Source organism: Variovorax sp. 05L425 (assembly GCF_056397705.1).
Genome location: NZ_JBFTNY010000070.1, coordinates 1 through 932, shown reverse-complemented (window position 1 = coordinate 932; position 932 = coordinate 1). Strand labels below are relative to the sequence as shown.

Annotated in this window: 1 protein-coding gene; it reads left to right on the top strand. The window is 68.1% G+C overall.

Features of this window, described 5'->3' with window-relative positions; translation table 11 throughout:
• A partial coding sequence (locus tag AC1DN9_RS30000; protein WP_478106010.1) for a tripartite tricarboxylate transporter permease occupies window positions 1–932 on the top strand: 932 nt, incomplete at both ends.

Below are 932 nucleotides of genomic sequence, written 5' to 3'. Positions count from 1 at the left end.
GGCGTGCTCCCGGGCATCGGCCCGGTGGCGACCATCGCGATGCTGCTGCCCGCCACCTACGCGCTGCCGCCCGTGTCGGCGCTGATCATGCTGGCCGGCATCTACTACGGCGCGCAATACGGCGGCTCCACCACCGCGATCCTGGTCAATCTGCCGGGTGAGTCGTCCTCGGTGGTGACCGTCATCGACGGTTACCAGATGGCTCGCAAGGGGCGGGCGGGTCCTGCGCTGGCAGCCGCCGGTTTGGGCTCGTTCTTTGCAGGCTGCGTCGGCACGCTGATCCTGGCTGCCTTCGCGCCGCCGCTGACCGAACTGGCCTTCAAGTTCGGGCCGGCCGAGTATTTCTCGCTGATGGTGCTGGGCCTGATCGGCGCCGTGGTGCTGGCTTCGGGTTCGCTGCTCAAGGCGATCGCGATGATCGTGCTGGGCCTGCTGCTGGGTCTGGTCGGCACCGACGTGAACTCCGGCGTGGCGCGCTTCAGCTTCGACATCCCGGAACTGACCGACGGCATCGGCTTCGTGACCATCGCCATGGGCGTGTTCGGCTACGGCGAAATCATCGCCAACCTGTCGCGCCCCGAGCACGAGCGCGAAGTGTTCACCGCCAAGGTGTCCGGCCTGTTCCCGACCAAAGAGGACTTCAAGCGCATGACGCCTGCCGTGCTGCGCGGTACCGCGCTGGGCGCGTCGCTCGGCATCCTGCCCGGCGGTGGTGCGTTGCTCGCGGCCTTCGCGGCCTACACGATCGAGAAGAAGACCAAGCTGCACCCGGGCGAGGTGCCCTTCGGCAAGGGCAACATCCGCGGGGTGGCCGCGCCCGAGTCGGCCAACAACGCCGGCGCGCAGACCTCCTTCATCCCGCTGCTGACGCTGGGCATCCCGCCCAACGCCGTGATGGCGCTGATGGTGGGCGCGATGACCATCCACAACAT